The sequence below is a fragment of the Pseudaquabacterium pictum genome, from assembly GCF_005403045.1.
Taxonomy (GTDB): Bacteria; Pseudomonadota; Gammaproteobacteria; order Burkholderiales; family Burkholderiaceae_C; genus Pseudaquabacterium; species Pseudaquabacterium pictum.
On the sequence record NZ_BJCL01000003.1, the window covers coordinates 204,865 to 220,821 of the forward strand.

Sequence of the window (15,957 nt, forward strand, 5' to 3'; positions counted from 1 at the left end):
AACCTTGAACTGGATGCCGACCATGCTGCGCGTGATCCTGTACGACCTGGACGGCACCCTGATGGAGACCGCCCCCGAGATCGCCGATGCGGTCAACGACACGCTGCGCCGCCGCGGCCATGCGCTGGCGCCGGCGGCGCTGGTGCGCACCTGGATCGGCGACGGCGCCCGCGCGCTGCTGGGCAAGGCCCTGGCCCATGTGGGCGAGCCGGCCAGCGCGGTGGACGCGGCCTGGCCCGGCTTCGCCAACGACTATGCCGAGCGCTGCGGCACCAACAGCCTGGTGCACGACGGCGTGCGGGCCATGCTGCAGCGCCTGCGTGACCAGGGCCTGCAGCAGGTGCTGCTGACCAACAAGGAGTCGGCCTTTGCCCAGCGCCTGCTGGTGCGGCATCAGCTGCTGTCGGATTTCGACCTGATCGTGGCCGGCGACACGCTGCCGGTGAAGAAGCCGCACCCGGGCGTGGTGCAGCATGCACTGGCTGCGCTGCAGGCCCGGCCCGAGGAGGCGCTGCTGGTGGGCGACAGCACCACCGATGTGCGCACCGCCCGCGCCGCCGGCGTGGCGGTGCAGCTGGTGCGCCACGGCTACCCGCAGGGCAGCCTGACCGGCGACGACGCACCCGATGGCTTCATCGCCCATTTCGACCAGTTCAACCCGCTGGCGGCCACCCACCTGGCCATCGGCTGACCACCTCCCGCAGGCCCACCATGCCCGTTCCTCCCCTGATCGCCCCCAGCATCCTGGCGGCCAACTTCGCCCGCCTGGGTGATGACGTGGCGCAGGTCGTCGCCGCCGGCGCCGACTGGATCCACTTCGACGTGATGGACAACCACTACGTGCCCAACCTCACCTTCGGTCCGATGGTTTGCGAGGCCTTGAAGCCCCATGCCCGCACCGCGATGATGGATGTGCACCTGATGGTGGAGCCGGTGGATGCGCTGGTGCCGCTGTTCGCCAAGGCCGGCGCCGGGCTGATCAGCTTCCACCCCGAGGCCAGCCGCCATGTCGACCGCACGCTGGCGCTGATCCGCGACCACGGCTGCCAGGCCGGCCTGGTGTTCAACCCGGCCACGCCGCTGGCCTGGCTGGACCATGTGCTGGACAAGCTCGACCTGGTGATGCTGATGAGCGTGAACCCGGGATTCGGTGGCCAGAGCTTCATCGCCAGCACCCTGCCCAAGCTGGCCCAGGTGCGGCAGCGGCTGGATGCCCACGCGGCGCAGTCCGGCCGCCGCATCCGGCTGGAGGTGGACGGTGGCGTCAAGCCCGACAACATCGCCGAGATCGCCCGCGCCGGTGCCGACACCTTCGTGGCCGGCTCGGCAGTGTTCGGCAGCGCCGACTGGGCCGCCACCATCGCCGCGCTGAAGGCCGGTGCCCGCGCTGGCGCGGCCGACCGCCGGGCAGCCTGAGCATGCTGCGCGCCCTGGTCTGGGATGTCGACGGCACGCTGGCCGAGACCGAGCACGACGGCCACCGCGTCGCCTTCAACCAGGCCTTTGCCGAAGCCGGCCTGGGCTGGCACTGGGACGAACCGCTGTACCGCGATCTGCTGGCCACCACCGGCGGCAAGGAACGCCTGCGCGTCTGGTGGCAGCAGGTGGACCCGGCGACGGCCGCCGCGTCCGACACCACCGCCCGCATCGCGCGCCTGCATGCCCGCAAGACGGCGATCTATGTCGAGCTGGTGGCCCGCGGCGCGGTGCAGCTGCGCCCGGGCGTGGCCCGGCTGCTGCAGGCTGCGCGGGCCGAGGGCGTCACGCTGGCCATCGCCACCACCACCACGCCAGACAACGTCGATGCCCTGCTGCTGGCCACGCTGGGCGCCGGCAGCCCGGCCTGGTTCGCCAGCATCGGCGCGGGCGATGTGGTGCCGGCCAAGAAGCCGGCGCCCGACATTTACCGCTGGGTGCTGCAGCGGCTGGGGCTGACGGCGGCCGACTGCCTGGCGCTGGAGGACTCGGCCCCCGGCAGCGCTGCCGCGGTGGCCGCCGGCCTGCCGACGGTGGTGACCCGCAGCCGTTACACCCAGGCCGATGTGCTGCCGGCCAGCCCGCTGCTGCGGGCCGACCTGGTCGATCTGGCGGGGGTGGATTTGCCCCGGCTGCGGGCCTGGCACGCCGGCTGATCGTCAGCCCGGGCGCCGCGGCACCAGGGCCGTGCAGGCCCACCAGGCCAGCGCCACCAGCGGCAGCGTGATGCCGAAGCTCCAGCGGATGCCCAGGCTGGTGGCCACCCAGCCCAGCAGCGGCGGCCCCACCAGAAAGGCCAGGAACGAGGTCTGCGCCAGCGCCGCCACGTTCTGCGCCGCGGGCCGGTCGGTGGCCTGGGCGGCGGCCGACATGGCCAATGGAAACATCGCGCTGGTGCCCACGCCGATCAGGCCGAAGCCCAGCAGCGCCAGCGCCGGATGCGGCGCCAGCAGCACCAGGGCCGCGCCGGTGCCCAGCAGGGCCTGCAGCGTGCGCGCCACCCGCAGCGGGCCGTGCCGCTCGACGAAGCCGTCGGCCACCCAGCGCGCCGCCGCCTGCGCGCCGGCGCCCACCGCCACCGCGGCACCGGCCAGGAAGGGCGTGGCGCCGAACACATCGCGCATGTAGATCGCCGACCATTCGGCACCGGCGCCTTCCAGCACCATCGCGGCCAGCGTGGCCGCCACCAGCACCAGCGTGGCCCGGGTGGGCCGGGCCCAGCGCGGCGTGGCGCCGGCATGGCTGTCGGGCCGGTGGCCGGCGGCTTCGAAGCCGCGCAGCGCCCAGACGCAGGCTGCCCCGATGCCCAGCACCATGCCCAAGAGGTGCGCCTGCACCGACACACCCAGCTGGGCCACGCCCGCGCCCAGCAGCCCGGCGCCGAAGAAGCCGATGCTCCAGAAGGCATGGGCCCGGCTCATGATGCGCTGGCCCAACTGGTGCTCGATGCGGTCGGCCTCCAGGTTGACGACGATCTCCACCGCGCCGATGCACAGGCCGGCCGGCACCAGCAGCAGGTACAACGCCAGCGCACCGCCGGCATGGCTGGCCAGCGCATAGGCGCCCGCGATCAGCGGGATGCCCAGCAGCAGCACCTGGCGGTGGCCCAGGCGGTCCAGCCAGCGGCCGGCGAAGGTCAGCGAGATCAGCGTGCCGCTGGCGGTGCCGATCAGCGCCAGGCCCAGCGTGCGCTCGCTCAGGCCCAGCGCCTGCTGCAGGTCACCCAGCCGCGGAAAGATGCCGCCAATGGCCATGGCGTACAGCAGAAAGGCGGCATACACCCGTTGGGGTGGGCTCAGGCGGGCACCAGCGGGCATCGGCGGCTTGAAGGGCAGGGCGCCGGATCATCGCATCGATGCGCAGGGGTGCCGGCTACACTGCCCGCCGGGAGAGCAGGGCACACGCCGATGAAGTCGACGACGAATCCCGGCCGGGGACACCGCGCCGCCGCCAGCCCGACGCAGGGGCCGATCACGCTGGAGATGGTGGCCCAGGCAGCCGGGGTGTCGCCCAGCACCGTCTCGCGCATCCTCAACGGCACGGCGGTGGTCAGCGCGCTGAAGAAGCAGGCGGTGGACGATGCCATCGCCCGCCTGGGCTTCGTGCCCAACCCGATGGCCCGTGGCCTGGCCGGCGGCCGCAGCCTGAGCATCGGCGTGGTCACCCAGGCCATCGACAGCCCCTTCTACGGCGCCGCGCTGCGCGGCATCGAGGACGAGCTGGACCCGGCCGGCTACAGCCCGCTGTTCGTCAGCGGCCACTGGAACGCCGCGGCCGAGGCCCGCTGCATCGAGGTGCTGCGCTCACGCCGGGTGGACGGCATCATCGTGCTGACCGGCCGGCTGACCGACGCCGCGCTGAAGGCCACCGCGCGCCAGCTGCCGGTGGTGGCCACCGGGCGCAGCACCAAGGCCCCGGGGCTGTTCTCGCTGGCCTTCGACAACATGGAAGGCGGCCGCCTGGCCACCCGCCACCTGCTGGAGCTGGGCCACCAGCGCATCGCCTTCATCGCCGGCGATGCCGACCATCCCGATGCCAACGACCGCCACCGCGGCTACCGCCAGGCGCTGGAGGAGGCCGGCATCGCCTACGACCCGGCGCTGGTGGTGCCGGGCGAGTACCACGAGGTCAGCGGCCTGCTGGCCGTCGACCGGCTGCTGGAGAGCCGCCAGCGCTTCACCGCCATCTTCGCCGCCAACGACCAGATGGCCTGCGGCGCGGCGCTGGGCCTGCACCGCCGATCGCTGCGGGTGCCGGAGGATGTGTCGCTGGTCGGCTTCGACGACCTGCCCACCTCGATGTATGCGCTGCCGCCCATGAGCACGGTGCACCAGCCCGCCTACGAGCTGGGCCGCCTGGCGGCCACCGCCATGCTGCAGCTGCTGGGCGGCAGCACGCCCACGGTGGCAGTGCCGCCGCCGCGGCTGATCGCGCGCGAGTCCAGCCGGCGCCTGCGTGGCTGAGCTCGGAGCCCCCCGCGCTTACCCTCGATTGACATGCCGATCCCGCGCCGCCTATAGTTTGAAAGCGCTTTCAAACAAACGCAGCCGTGCCGGCGCCCGTGCCGCAGCCGCGCCGCCTGACCCATGCCCTTCTCGCTGCCGATCCACGACCTGTACCAGCCTGCCGAGCCGGGCCACCGCTTTCCGCCCGGCTTCGTCTGGGGCGTGGCCACCAGCGCCTTCCAGATCGAAGGTGCGGCCACGGCCGATGGCAAGGGCGAGTCCATCTGGGACCGCTTCTGCCGCCAGCCCGGCGCCATCGCCGACGGCAGCAACGGCGATGTGGCCTGCGACCACCTGCGCCGGCTCGACGACGACCTGGACATGGTCGCCGACCTGGGCGTGGACGCCTACCGTTTCAGCGTGTCGTGGCCGCGGGTGCGGCCGCTGGGGCAGGGCGCCTGGAACGAGGCTGGCCTGGCGTTCTACGAGCGCCTGGTCGACGGCCTCCTGGCCCGCGGCGTGCAGCCCTGTCTGACGCTGAACCACTGGGACCTGCCCCAGGCCCTGCAGGACCGCGGTGGCTGGGCCAGCCGGGACACGGTGCAGCACTTTGTCGACTACGCGCTGGGCATGCACCGCCGCCTGGGCGACCGCGTGGCCGCGATCACCACCCACAACGAGCCCTGGGTGGTGGCCAAGCTGGGCCATGAGGACGGCATCTTCGCGCCCGGCCTGCGCAGCCGCGCCACCGCGATGCAGGTGGCCCACCACCTGCTGGTCAGCCATGGCCTGGCGCTTCAGGCGCTGCGGGCCGACGGTTGCCGGGCCAAGCTCGGCATCGTGCTGAACCTGTCGCCGGTGCAGCCGGCCACCGACAGCGCCGCCGACCAGGCCCGGGCGCGGCTGGAGGACGGCCTGCTGCTGCGCTGGTACATGGATCCGCTGTTCCACCGCAGCTACCCGCTGGATGTGCTGCAGCACCTGGGGCCCGATGCACCGCGGGTGCAGCCCGGCGACATGGCGGCCATCGCCACGCCGATGGACTTCCTCGGCATCAACTACTACTCGCGCGCCGTGGTCAGCGCCGATGCGCCGTTCGACGTGCAGCGCAGCGGCCTGCCGCTGACCGACATGGGCTGGGAGGTCTACCCCGAGGGCCTGACCGACCTGCTGCTGCGGGTGCACCGCGACTACCCGCTGCCGCCGGTCTACGTGACCGAGAACGGCGGCGCCTTTGCCGACACCCTGGTGGCCGGCCGGGTGCATGACCGCGACCGCGCCGACTACATCGCCAGCCACATCGCCGCCGTGGGCGCCGCGCTGGGCCAGGGGGTTCCGATGGCCGGCTACATGGTGTGGAGCCTGATGGACAACTTCGAGTGGGCCTCGGGCTATGCCAAGCGCTTCGGCATCGTGCATGTCGACTACGCCACCCAGCGCCGCACCGCCAAGGACAGCGCACTGTGGTACCGCCGCTTCCTGCAGCGCCAGCGGGCGCAGCAGCCCGGCCCGGTGCTGGCCGGCGACCGCGTCTGACCCACCCTGCCAACGCAACGCCATGGCCAAGACCAAACCCAAGAAGATCCCCGGCTGGAAGCTCGTCTGGCATGACGAGTTCGACGGCGACCGCGTCGACCCCGCCAAGTGGGACTTCGACATCGGCAACGGCTTCTACGACTACAAGAACCACGCCTGGGTTCCGGGCTGGGGCAACGAGGAACTGCAGTACTACACCCACGAGCCCGAGAACGTGGTGGTGCGCGACGGCTGCCTGCGCATCCGTGCGGTGAAGGCGCCGCTGCACGGCTGCGGCTACACCTCGGCCCGGCTGAAGACCCGCCGGCGCGACGGCACGGTGCTGTTCGCCACCCGCTACGGCCGCATCGAGTTCCGCGCCCAGGTGCCGTGGGGCAAGGGCCTGTGGCCGGCGCTGTGGATGCTGCCGGTCGACGATGCCTACGGCGGCTGGGCCGCCAGCGGCGAGATCGACCTGATGGAGATCGTCGGCGAGAAGCCCCAGGAGGTGCTCAACAGCATCCACTTCGGCAGCAGCTTCCCCAAGCGCTCGCTGATCACCACGGTGCATCCGCTGCCCGAGGGCAGCCTGGTGTCCGACTGGCACACCTATGCGGTGGAATGGGAGCCGGGCGAGATCCGGTTCTTCGTGGATGACGTGCAGACCTGCACCTACGACCACTGGTGGAGCTGCAGCAAGCGGGTGGACGGCGCCGGTGTCGAGCCCGAGCGCGCTGCCGACCTGAACCCCTGGCCGGCGCCGTTCGACCAGCCGTTCTACCTGGTGATGAACGTGGCCGTGGGTGGCAACTTCCCCGGCGTGCCGAACGATGCCACCCGCTTCCCGGCCGAACTGGTGGTCGACTACGTGCGGGTCTACGACAAGGTCGGCGGTTACGGGCCGGCCAAGCCGATCGGCACCGGGCTGTTCCCCTGGCAGCAGCCCCAACCTGCCGCGCCCAAGCCGGCGCGCAAGACACCCGCCAAGCCCCGCGCCAAGCCGCGCTGAGAAAGTCCACCATGTCCCGTCCCGGATCTTCCCCGCCCGCCGGCATGGCGCCGTCCGCCACCACCACCCATGCGCAGGGCGACCATCTGCAGAACGCGCAGGCCGGTCACTCCGGTGCGCAGCCGGTGACCGGCGTGCCGCTGGGTGGCCGCTGGGAACACACCGGCCCCACGGTCTGGACACCCGACGCCCGCGATGCGCTGGCCGCCGACTTCACCGCCACGCTGCAACGCGGCGCCCACGGCCTGTGCTTCAGCCCCTACCTGGAAGGCCAGCAGCCGGGTGACCAGATCAGCGAAGCGCAGATCCGGGCCCGGCTGCAGATCATGCAGCCGCATGCGCGCTGGATCCGCAGCTTCTCCTGCACCGATGGCCATGAGCAGACGCCACGCATCGCCCACGAACTGGGCCTGAAGACGCTGGTGGGCGCCTGGCTGGGCACCGATGTGGCGATCAATGAACGCGAACTGCAGGGCGTGATCGACGTCGCCCGCGCCGGCCATGCCGACATCGTGGCCGTCGGCAACGAGGTGCTGCTGCGCGAGGACATGCCGGAAGACGACCTGCTGGCCTGCATCCAGCGGGTGAAGGATGCGCTGCCGGGCGTGCCGGTGGGCTATGTCGATGCCTATTACCTGTTCGAGAAGCACCCGCGCATCACCGCCGCCTGCGATGTGGTGATGACCAACTGCTACCCGTTCTGGGAGGGCTGCCCGCGCGAGCAGGCCCTGGCCTACATGCAGAGCATGGTGGCCCGCACCAGGGCTGTGGCACCGGGCAAGCGGGTGCTGATCAGCGAGACCGGCTGGCCCGACCAGGGCAGTGCCTTCCACGGCGCCGTGCCCTCGCGTGAAGGCGCGATGCAGTATTTCGTCGACTGCTGCCGCTGGGCCGAGCAGGACGGCATCGAGTTCTTCTACTTCGCCGCCTTCGACGAAGCCTGGAAGGTCGGCGCCGAGGGCGATGTGGGTGCCTACTGGGGGCTGTGGGACAAGGACGGCGTCCTCAAGTTCGGATGAGCACGATGCCCCTGACCCTGCCCACTGGCAACGCCATCTGCTACTCCGGCTACCGCGATGGCCAAAGCCCGGGTGACAAGATCTACCCATCGCTGGACGAGATCCGCGAAGACCTGGCCATCCTGCGCCGCCACTGGACCCTGCTGCGCCTGTACGACTGCAGCCCGCATGCCGAGCGGGTGCTGCAGGTGATCGAAGAGGACGGCCTGCCGTTCCAGGTGATGCTGGGCGCCTACCTGGGCGCCGAGGTCAGCAACCCGGGTTGCCCCTGGGGGGCCGACTTCACCGACGCCGAACTGGCCGCCAGCCGCGCCGAGAACCAGGCCGAGGTCGGCCGCCTGATCACGCTGGCCAACCGCTACCCCGGCATCGTGTTCTCGGTGGCGGTGGGCAACGAGGCCACGGTCGACTGGACCGACCACCTGGTGCCGGTGCCATCGATGATCGCCCATGTGCGCCGGGTCAAGGCGGCGGTGCGCCAGCCGGTCACCTTCTGCGAGAACTACGTGCCCTGGCAGGACAAGCTGCGCCCCCTCGTGCCCGAGCTGGACTTCATCTCGGTGCACACCTATCCGCTGTGGGAGTACAAGCCCATCGGCGAGGCGCTGGCCTACACCCAGGCCAACATCGCCAGCGTGGCGCGCTGCCATCCCGGCAAGCCCATCGTCATCACCGAGGCCGGCTGGTGCACCCACAGCAATGGCCGCGGCATGCATGCTGCGCATGCGGTGCAGCCGCTGCAGGCCACCTACATCGCCGAGCTGACGGCCTGGACCCGGGCCGAGGGCCTGCTGTGCTTCGTCTTCGAAGCCTTCGACGAGGCCTGGAAGGGTTCCCCCGACCCGCTGGAGCCGGAAAAGCACTGGGGCCTGTTCACCGCCGACCGCCAGCCCAAGCTGGCCATGCGCCCGCTGTACCCTGACCTGGTCGCCCAGGCCTGACTTCCGAAAGCCCCCATGACCACCCCAGCCGCCACCAGCCACAAGGTTCCGTTCGGCCAGAAGGTCGCCTTCGGGTTGGGGATGCTGGCCAACCAGATGTTCCCGGCGGCGCTGGGCATCTTCATGGTGGTGCTGGTGCAGGACATGGGCTTTCCAGGGTGGATGTGGGGCATCCTGTTCTTCCTGCCGCGGGTGTTCGACTCGGTGACCGACCCGATCATGGGCTTCATCTCCGACAACACCCGCTCGCGCTGGGGCCGGCGGCACCACTATGTGCTGCTGGGCGCCATCGTGATGGGCATCTCGTTCGTGGCGATGTGGCAGATCCACCGCGAGGACGGCGTCACCTACAACTTTCTGTACTTCCTGTTCTGGTCGTTCATCTTCTACACCGGACTCACGCTGTTCAGCATCCCCTACGTGGCGATCGGCTACGAGATGAGCGACGACTTCCACGAGCGCACCAGCATCATGGCGGTGGCGCAGTGGATCGGCCAGTGGGCCTGGGTGATCGCGCCCTGGTTCTGGGTGGTGATGTACGACCCCGACTGGTTCGAGAACGCCGATGCCGCCACCCGCCACCTGGCGGTGTGGGTGGGCGTGGTGTGCATGCTGCTGGCCATGGTGCCGGCGCTGTTCATCCCCAGCCGCTCCAGCCTGGACGATGCGAAGCTGGTGCCGCTGACCTGGGCCAACTTCGGCGGCGGCATGCGCGAGATCCTCAATGGCTTCAAGGAAGCCTTCAGCTCCAAGCCGTTCCGCAAGCTGTGCTTCTCCACCTTCCTGATCTTCAACGCCTTCAACACGGTGGCGGCGTTCTCGTTCTTCATCGTCGTCTACCACCTGTTCGGCGGCAAGACGGCCGATGCCGGCATCTGGCCCACGCTGTTCGGCAGCGTGGGGGCGCTGATGACCACCTTCGCCGTCATTCCCACGGTGGCGTGGATGTCGCGCCGGATCGGCAAGAAGAACGCCTTCATGGTGTCGCAGGGCATCTCCATCATCGGCTATGTGCTGCTGTGGTTCCTGATGGTGCCGGGCAAGCCGTGGATGTTCATGTTCGCGCTGCCGTTCTTCTCGTTCGGCATCGGCGGGCTGTTCACCCTGATGATGTCGATGACTGCCGACGTCTGCGACCTGGATGAGCTGGCCACCGGCAAGCGGCGCGAGGGCATCTTCGGCGCCATCTACTGGTGGATGGTGAAGTTCGGCTTCGCCATCGCCGGCCTGCTCAGCGGCGCCATCATGTCGCTGGTCGCCTTCACCCCTGGCGCCGCCACCCAGCCGGCCGGCGCTGTGGACGGCCTGCGGCTGTTCTATTCCGGCGTGCCCATCTTTGGCACGCTGCTGGCGATGTGGTTCATGCGCGACTACGACCTGGACGAGCGCCGTGCCACCGAGGTCAATGCCGAACTGGCCCGGCGCAAGCAGCGTGCGGCCGCCTCGTCGCAGGGCTCGGGCGCGCGGCCCTGGCTGGCCGAGCATGGCCTGCTGCTGCCGGGTGCCGAGCCCTCGCCGATGGCGGCGATGCCGACGGCCGAGATCCGTTCGCGCTTCTCGGAGCAGTTCGATGCCGGCCTCTACGGCCTGTGCTTCAGCGCCTATCCCGAAGGCCAGCGCGCGGGCGACCAACTGCTGGCGTCCGATGTCGGCCGCCGCATCGACCTGGTGGCGCCGCACACCCGCTGGCTGCGCTCGTTCTCCTGCACCGAAGGGCATGAGGCGATCCCCCGCCTGGCCCGCACCAAGGGCCTGAAGACCATGGTCGGCGCCTGGCTCAGCGCGGACCGCGCCCGCAACGAGCGTGAGATCACCGCGCTCATCAGGCTGGCCCAGGATGGCATGGTCGACATCGCCGTGGTCGGCAACGAGGTGCTGCTGCGCGGCGAACTGCCCGAAGCCGAACTGCTGCAGTCCCTGGCGCGGGTGCGTGCGGCGGTGCCGGAGTCCGTGCGGGTGGGCTGCGTCGATGCCTACTTCGAATTCCTGGAGCGCCCGGCCCTGGTGGCGGCCTGCGATGTGCTGCTGCCCAACTGCTACCCGTTCTGGGAGGGCGCCCACATCGACCATGCGGCCCAGTACCTGCGGCGCATGCACGGCCTGGTGAAGGCGGTGGCCGGCGAGGACAAGGCAGTCATCCTCGCCGAGACCGGCTGGCCGGGCCAGGGCGAGGCGGTGGGTGCAGCCGTGCCATCGGCCGACCATGCGATGCGCTACTTCACCGAGGCCCAGCAGTGGAGCCGGCGCGAGGGCGTCAAGCTGTTCTGGTTCGCCTCGTTCGACGAGCCCTGGAAGCGCCGGCAGGAGGGCGAGGTGGGCACGCAGTGGGGCCTGTGGGACAAGGACGAGCGGCCGAAGTACCGCACCTGATCGACCGACCGACCGACCGGCCGGCCGGGCCGGTTCAGCCGGCCGCCGGCTGCACGAGGGTGGCGATGGACCGGGGCGGCAGTTCCAGCGCGTGGTGTGCGCCGTCGATCGCCAGCGTGAAGGGCAGGGCGTCCTCGCCGCGGTTCATCGCCACCACCGCGCAGCGGCCATCGGGGTTGACGAAGGCCGTGCATTCCAGTGCTTCCCGCGTGGCCGCGCACAGCACACGCTGGGCGCCAGGCTGGATGAAACGGGCGAAGTGGCCGAGGTACCAGAACGAGCTCTGGCGATGCAGCGCATCGGCCGACGGCTCGGCCAGCACCGGCGCGCTGCAGAAGTTGCCCACATGGTTGGGCCCGCCGTGCTCGTCGAGCAGCAGGTTCCAGTCGATCCAGCCGGCTGTCCAGCGGTTCAGATCGTTGACCATCGAGCGGGCATAGCGCTCGCCGAGTTCCCAGCTGCCGTGGTGCGGGCCGCCTTCCTGGCAGCCCTCGGTGAACAGCAGGCCCTTGTCGGGCCAGGCGTCGTGCACCAGCTGCACATGGTGGAAGTGGTCTTCCAGGTACCAGTGGAAGCCGGTGCCCCACACGTAGCGGGCCGCATCCGGGTCGCCCAGGATGGTGCTGGCCCGCTCGACCATCGCATCCCGGTTGTGGTCCCAGATGACGATGCGCACATGGCCCAGGCCGGCGGCATGCAGCGCCGGGCCCAGGTGGTCGCGCACGAAGTCGCGCTCCTCCTCCGCGGTGTACAGGCAGGAGTCCCAGCGCTGCCGGGCCTCGGGCTCGTTCTGCACCGTCACGCCCCAGATCGGCACGCCCTCGGCCTGGTAGGCCTGGATGAAGCGCACGAAGCACTGCGCCCAGGCCGCACGGAAGGGCGGCAGCAGGTGGCCACCGTCGGCCATCTGCTGGTTGCTCTTCATCCAGGCCGGCGGGCTCCAGGGCGAGGCCAGCAGCTTCAGCGGCCGGCCGGCCATGCGCTGCGCGGCCTGGATCATCGGCAGCAGGTGCTGCCGGTCACGCGCGATGCTGAAGTGCTGCAGCGTGCTGTCGCCCGGCTGGTCGGCATGGGCATAGTGGCCCAGCGAGAAATCGCAGCTGTTGATGTGCACCCGGCACAGGGTGTAGCCGTGGCCGTGCTGCGGGTCGAAGTGGTCGCGCAGGAAGGCCTGCTGCTGCGCGGCCGACAGCCGCTGCCAGACGCTGGCGGCGGCCTCGGTGAAGGCGCCGCCGAAGCCCTCCAGCGTCTGGAAGCGGCGGCTAGTGTCCACATGCAGGCGGGCCGCGCCGGCGCTGATGCCGGGCGATGGCGCGGCCTGTTCGGCCAGGCGCGCGCCGCCGTCGCGCGCCGTCAGCCACCAGCGCAGTGGCTGCGGGCCAGACGTCATCGTGTCCAGTGGATGTTGTCGATGCGCAGCGGCGGCAGGCCGGTCAGGTTCAGCGGCTTGCCGGTGAAGCTGTAGCGGTCGGCGATGGTGAAGCGGAAGTTCACGTAGCGCAGGTCCAGCTTCGGGTTGGCGGCCAGGAACGAGGCGATCGGGATCGACACATCGCACCAGGCATTGGTGTTGCAGTAGCCCATCTCGCCCGGGGCGATCTGCAGGAAGGCTTCCTGGCCCTCGCGGTCTTCGTTGTCGGTGGTGATCGCGACCTCGATCTTGCCGGGGTAGCCGTCACTGCGCACGCTGAAGTTCAGCCGGCCGTTCGCGAAGTTCGACAGGTTGGCCGTGACGCCGGTGCCGGAGTACAGGAACAGGCCCCAGCCGAAGTCGGCCGGGTTGGGCGTCACCAGCAGGTAATTGCCGCCATCGCTGCTGAGCGGCGCCGTGCTGCTGTCGGCATAGCCGGTGGCGACGAACGGATCCCAGCGCAGGCCGGTGGCCAACTGCTCGCCCGCGGTGGCGGTGCTGGCAAACAGCGTGTAGCGGCTGGCGGTGACGGCGGGGTTCAGCGTCGGGGCCACCCACTTCACCGCATCGGCGCTGGTGTAGCTGCCGGCCTCGCAGGCCCAGGTCACGCCGCAGGTGCCCAGGCCCTGCACGGTGTAGCGCGCCTGGCGCTGGGCGTTGAACAGGCCCCAGCCGTCGTCGCCCTGCTTCCAGGGCTCATCGAACGCCTGGAAGTAGAAGATCGCCTTCGGGCCCTGGGTGTCCCGGCGGCCTTCGGCCACCCAGGACTGCAGGCCGTCGAAGTACAGCTTCTGGTTGACCGGGTGGGCGCGGAACGACAGCGTCGGTCCGCCGGCGGTGTCCACCGCCGCCCAGCCGGTCTCACCGATCAGCATCGGCATGCTGCCCAGGTTCAGCTTCTGCAGGCCCTTGCGGGCATCGTTGAACTGCAGCTTGGCCTCGGCCAGCGTGGCGTCGATCATCGCCTGGGCGCGCTGCGGCTCGGCCACCTGCTTCTGCCGCCAGTCGTACTTGGTGGCGTTGTAGAAGGTGTCGAGGAACGGGTAGACATGCACCGCAGCGAAATCCACCGTCTCGGCGATCACCTTGGGCACCGAGGCCCAGAACAGCCAGTTGTCGTTCGTGGTGACCGGCTGGGTGATGGCCGCGCGCACCTTGCGCAGGTAGCCGCCCATGGTCTCGGGCGGGATCTTGTGGGTGGACCACTCGACCATGGTCTCGTTGCCCACGCTCACCGCCAGCACCGTGTCGGGGAAGGCCTTGGCCAGGCGGATGGCGGCATCCAGTTCCACCTGGTTGGCGGTCTCGTCGGCCGCGCTGTTCACCGGGTTGGGGTAGGTACCGAGGTAGACCTTCAGGTCGAGGTTGTTGTCGCGGATCACCGTCAGCACCGTCTCGGAGAAGATGCTGCTGGTGAACAGGCGGATGGTGCCGAAGCCGGCCGCCTGCACCAGGCGCAGGTCCTGCAGCACGTTGGCCGGGGTGATCACCTCGCTGCCCAGGTCGCTGGCACTGGCGGCGGTGCGGTAGGGCGAGTAGTTGATCGACGCGCGGGTCATCAGCGCCTGCGGCAGTTCGCGGCGCTCGGCCGTCTGCGACACGGCCAGCGGGGTGTAGCCGCCACTGTCACCGCCGCCGCAGGCGGCGAGTGTGGCGGTCAGGGCCACCACCACGGCCGAGAGGATGGACCGCTGCGGGGCGCGGTGCAGCGCGCGGAAGCTGTTGGGCATCATGGACGGACCTCGGACTCAGAACTTGTAGTTCGCTTCGAGCGACAGCCAGTTGCCACGCTTGGCAATGCGGGAGTCGACATTCGAGAACGCGTTGTGGGCTGGCATGCTCAGCGGCGCCAGACCCTTGTGGCGGTAGGACACCATGTTGATCGCACCCGAGACGCTGAGGCCCTGGCCCACGTCGTAGCGCGCGCCCAGCGAGCCGAAGAGTGCCGAATTGCTCTGGCCACGCTCGCTCGGGTTGTCGGTGCTGGCCTTGCCCAGGTGGGCCAGGCCCACGTAACCCACCAGCTTGGGGTTGATGTACTTGCGCAGGCCCACCATCACGTCGGTGGACCGCGCCGCATAGCCCGGGTTGGCCACGCCGTTGGCATCGACGCCGTTCCAGTCGACGTTGAACGGGTTGTTCCACTGCGCCAGCGCGCCGGTGGTCAGCTGCACCGCATAGGCGCCGCTCCAGCGGTTGAAGCGCAGGCCGCCCGACACCTCGTACTCGGTGCCGATCTGGTACTTGCCCAGCACCATGAACATGCCCTGCCGGTTGCCGTTGAGCTGCTTGTCGTCCCGGTTGGCGAACGGCGTCAGGCCGGTGAAGCCGGCCTTGGCGAAGGCCGCCGCCGCGCCATTGCGCGACGACTGCGCCACCGCCTCGATCACCAGCGGCCCACGCCCCCACAGCGCCCACAGTTCGAACAGCTCGGGCTTGTTGCGGTCGAAGTCACGGTCGCCCTGGCTGTAGGTGGCTTCGAGCACCAGGTTGCCGTCGGCCACGAAGAGTTCGCGGGATGTGTAGCGCACGGCATGGGTGAGGATGCCGTAGGCCGCGCCAGAGTCGCTGAAGGCCGTCAGCCCGAGATCGGACGCGTACGGGTAGTCGGCCCGGTTCCAGCCGCGGGAGACGAAGTTGCCGATCTGGGCCGTGCCGTAGTATTCGTGCGTCAGGGTCAGGCTGCGCTCGTACACCACGCCGGGCAGGTCGGCTTCGCCGTCGCGGTAGCGCTGCGAGAACGCGGCCGACAGCTTGAAGCCCTGCGGCAGATCGAACTTCAAGGCCAGCGTCGGCTGGATCTGCACGCTGTGGGTCGTCAGGCCGCCGAACTTCTTGCCGAAGGCCAGGTCGTCAGCCCAGATGAAGTGGCGGCCGGCCTCCGGCTCGCGCTGGCAATACTCGCAGCCGTTGTTGACACGGCTGACGCTGACCTTGGCAAAGCCGGTCAGGCTGAGGGCACCGAGCTCGATGGCTTGCACCGACGGGGCGGCGCCAAGGCTGAGCGCGCACAGCGCCAGCCACGCGGCGCTTCGGGCCAGGTGGATCGGTTGGTCGGCCCGGCGCGCCGGCTGGCTCTGGGGACGGTGGTTTGCTTGCTGCATAGGTCAGGCCCTTTGGCGCTGGATGGTGGCATTGAAAGCGCTTTCAGAGAATACGGGCAGCGGCACGCTCCAGTCAACGCGTCCAGGCTGCGTGTTTACCCTTGCGGCGCCCATCCGGGTAAACGAGCAAGCAATCTGAAAGCGCTTTCAAGAACAATCATTGGCAA

General features: G+C 70.0%; 13 protein-coding genes. 9 read left to right on the forward strand and 4 right to left on the reverse strand.

Annotated elements, in window-relative coordinates; all coding sequences use genetic code 11:
* The first annotated feature begins 22 nt into the window (after positions 1 to 22).
* Genes FFT10_RS07865 through FFT10_RS07875 form a run of 3 tightly spaced genes read left to right on the forward strand, consistent with a single transcriptional unit; the run spans position 23 to position 2,132 of the window.
* Positions 23 to 691: an HAD-IA family hydrolase gene (locus tag FFT10_RS07865; RefSeq protein WP_137732246.1), complete on the forward strand. Its 669-nt coding sequence runs from the start codon at positions 23 to 25 to the stop codon at positions 689 to 691.
* Between the two features lie 20 nt (positions 692 to 711).
* Positions 712 to 1,416, forward strand: a complete 705-nt coding sequence (gene rpe / locus FFT10_RS07870; RefSeq protein WP_137732247.1) for a ribulose-phosphate 3-epimerase — start codon at positions 712 to 714, stop codon at positions 1,414 to 1,416.
* Positions 1,417 to 1,418: 2 nt separating this feature from the next.
* Positions 1,419 to 2,132: an HAD-IA family hydrolase gene (locus tag FFT10_RS07875; protein WP_137732248.1), complete on the forward strand. Its 714-nt coding sequence runs from the start codon at positions 1,419 to 1,421 to the stop codon at positions 2,130 to 2,132.
* A gap of 3 nt (positions 2,133 to 2,135) precedes the next feature.
* Here FFT10_RS07875 and FFT10_RS07880 read toward each other — a convergent pair whose 3' ends face one another.
* Positions 2,136 to 3,293, reverse strand: coding sequence for an MFS transporter (locus FFT10_RS07880; protein WP_137732249.1), 1,158 nt, complete (start codon positions 3,291 to 3,293; stop codon positions 2,136 to 2,138).
* Positions 3,294 to 3,383: 90 nt separating this feature from the next.
* Between FFT10_RS07880 and FFT10_RS07885 the strand changes: the two genes are divergently transcribed.
* The 6 genes from FFT10_RS07885 (at position 3,384) to FFT10_RS07910 (ending at position 11,275) form a co-directional block, all read left to right on the forward strand.
* Complete coding sequence (locus FFT10_RS07885; protein WP_137732250.1) at positions 3,384 to 4,439, forward strand: LacI family DNA-binding transcriptional regulator; 1,056 nt, start codon at positions 3,384 to 3,386, stop codon at positions 4,437 to 4,439.
* Positions 4,440 to 4,562: 123 nt separating this feature from the next.
* Positions 4,563 to 5,957, forward strand: coding sequence for a GH1 family beta-glucosidase (locus tag FFT10_RS07890; protein ID WP_137732251.1), 1,395 nt, complete (start codon positions 4,563 to 4,565; stop codon positions 5,955 to 5,957).
* A 22-nt stretch (positions 5,958 to 5,979) separates the two neighbouring features.
* Positions 5,980 to 6,945 (forward strand): glycoside hydrolase family 16 protein, encoded by a 966-nt coding sequence (locus FFT10_RS07895; protein WP_137732252.1) that lies wholly within the window; start codon positions 5,980 to 5,982, stop codon positions 6,943 to 6,945.
* A gap of 44 nt (positions 6,946 to 6,989) precedes the next feature.
* Complete coding sequence (locus tag FFT10_RS07900; protein ID WP_137732253.1) at positions 6,990 to 7,964, forward strand: glycoside hydrolase family 17 protein; 975 nt, start codon at positions 6,990 to 6,992, stop codon at positions 7,962 to 7,964.
* Between the two features lie 5 nt (positions 7,965 to 7,969).
* The gene (locus FFT10_RS07905) at positions 7,970 to 8,905 is read left to right on the forward strand and encodes a glycosyl hydrolase family 17 protein (protein WP_174246089.1); all 936 of its coding nucleotides are present in this window, start codon (positions 7,970 to 7,972) and stop codon (positions 8,903 to 8,905) included.
* Positions 8,906 to 8,920: 15 nt separating this feature from the next.
* On the forward strand, positions 8,921 to 11,275 hold the full coding sequence (locus tag FFT10_RS07910) for an MFS transporter (RefSeq protein ID WP_137732254.1): 2,355 nt from the start codon (positions 8,921 to 8,923) through the stop codon (positions 11,273 to 11,275).
* 34 nt (positions 11,276 to 11,309) lie between these two features.
* Here FFT10_RS07910 and FFT10_RS07915 read toward each other — a convergent pair whose 3' ends face one another.
* From FFT10_RS07915 to FFT10_RS07925, 3 genes are read right to left on the reverse strand one after another with little or no spacing between them, the layout of a single operon-like run.
* Positions 11,310 to 12,665, reverse strand: coding sequence for a glycoside hydrolase family 30 protein (locus FFT10_RS07915; protein ID WP_137732255.1), 1,356 nt, complete (start codon positions 12,663 to 12,665; stop codon positions 11,310 to 11,312).
* Positions 12,662 to 14,419, reverse strand: a complete 1,758-nt coding sequence (locus FFT10_RS07920) for a glycosyl hydrolase family 17 protein (protein ID WP_137732256.1) — start codon at positions 14,417 to 14,419, stop codon at positions 12,662 to 12,664. The genes FFT10_RS07915 and FFT10_RS07920 overlap by 4 nt, the downstream gene beginning before the upstream one ends.
* A gap of 15 nt (positions 14,420 to 14,434) precedes the next feature.
* Positions 14,435 to 15,790: a hypothetical protein gene (locus FFT10_RS07925; protein WP_137732257.1), complete on the reverse strand. Its 1,356-nt coding sequence runs from the start codon at positions 15,788 to 15,790 to the stop codon at positions 14,435 to 14,437.
* Between the last annotated feature and the right edge of the window lie 167 nt (positions 15,791 to 15,957).

Bases quoted from the DNA above. Each gene is read 5' to 3' on its own strand.
- FFT10_RS07865 (WP_137732246.1), top strand. From the start codon at position 23: ATGCTGCGCGTGATCCTGTACGACCTGGACGGCACCCTGATGGAGACC.
- rpe (WP_137732247.1), top strand. From the start codon at position 712: ATGCCCGTTCCTCCCCTGATCGCCCCCAGCATCCTGGCGGCCAACTTC.
- FFT10_RS07875 (WP_137732248.1), top strand. From the start codon at position 1,419: ATGCTGCGCGCCCTGGTCTGGGATGTCGACGGCACGCTGGCCGAGACC.
- FFT10_RS07880 (WP_137732249.1), bottom strand. From the start codon at position 3,293: ATGCCCGCTGGTGCCCGCCTGAGCCCACCCCAACGGGTGTATGCCGCC.
- FFT10_RS07885 (WP_137732250.1), top strand. From the start codon at position 3,384: ATGAAGTCGACGACGAATCCCGGCCGGGGACACCGCGCCGCCGCCAGC.
- FFT10_RS07890 (WP_137732251.1), top strand. From the start codon at position 4,563: ATGCCCTTCTCGCTGCCGATCCACGACCTGTACCAGCCTGCCGAGCCG.
- FFT10_RS07895 (WP_137732252.1), top strand. From the start codon at position 5,980: ATGGCCAAGACCAAACCCAAGAAGATCCCCGGCTGGAAGCTCGTCTGG.
- FFT10_RS07900 (WP_137732253.1), top strand. From the start codon at position 6,990: ATGGCGCCGTCCGCCACCACCACCCATGCGCAGGGCGACCATCTGCAG.
- FFT10_RS07905 (WP_174246089.1), top strand. From the start codon at position 7,970: ATGCCCCTGACCCTGCCCACTGGCAACGCCATCTGCTACTCCGGCTAC.
- FFT10_RS07910 (WP_137732254.1), top strand. From the start codon at position 8,921: ATGACCACCCCAGCCGCCACCAGCCACAAGGTTCCGTTCGGCCAGAAG.
- FFT10_RS07915 (WP_137732255.1), bottom strand. From the start codon at position 12,665: ATGACGTCTGGCCCGCAGCCACTGCGCTGGTGGCTGACGGCGCGCGAC.
- FFT10_RS07920 (WP_137732256.1), bottom strand. From the start codon at position 14,419: ATGATGCCCAACAGCTTCCGCGCGCTGCACCGCGCCCCGCAGCGGTCC.
- FFT10_RS07925 (WP_137732257.1), bottom strand. From the start codon at position 15,790: ATGCAGCAAGCAAACCACCGTCCCCAGAGCCAGCCGGCGCGCCGGGCC.